The organism is Oleiphilus sp. HI0043 (assembly GCF_001634935.1).
In genome coordinates, this window is record NZ_LWEY01001824.1 from 1 (window position 1) to 663 (window position 663).

At 45.4% G+C, this 663-nt stretch carries 1 protein-coding gene; it reads left to right on the forward strand.

All coding sequences use genetic code 11. From position 1 onward, the window contains the following. Window positions 1-663: DNA translocase FtsK (locus tag A3729_RS28135; RefSeq protein WP_255376418.1), on the forward strand; the 663-nt coding region annotated here is incomplete at both ends.

A 663-nucleotide genomic window follows, 5' to 3' on the forward strand; every position in this document is an offset into this window, starting at 1 on the left:
TGATGCGTCTAGCGAAACGAAGTCTGGAATTAAAATCTCACCTTTTGTTAAGAAGAGCAAAGCAAGTAAGCGCTTGGAAGATGAAAAGCAGGGGAGTTTGTTTATTGCTTCAGAGGGTCCTTTACCGTCTATATCTTTACTTGATCCTGCAGAAACTAATAAAAAACTCGGCTTCTCCAAAGAGATGCTCGAGCATATGTCTAGGCTACTTGAAGAGAAGCTGGGCGACTTTGGTGTCAAAGCGGAAGTTGTAGAGGTTAATCCCGGCCCGGTGATTACACGTTTTGAGATTCAGCCAGCCCCCGGTGTAAAAGTTAGTAAGATTTCTAATCTAGCGAAGGATCTGGCTCGTTCTTTGGCAGTACTTGCTGTCAGGGTGGTTGAAGTTATCCCTGGTAAGTCAGTAGTTGGTATCGAGATACCAAATGAGCACCGAGAGATTGTCCGCTTTAGCGAAGTTTTGCTATCTAAGGATTATGATGATGCAGAGTCACCGGTTACCCTGGCGTTAGGAAACGATATTGCAGGCGACCCGGTCGTTACAAACTTGGCGAAAATGCCGCACTTGCTGGTAGCCGGTACGACGGGTTCAGGTAAGTCGGTTGGTGTTAACAGTATGATTCTAAGTATGCTGTTTAAAGCACAACCTGATGAAGTGCGTTT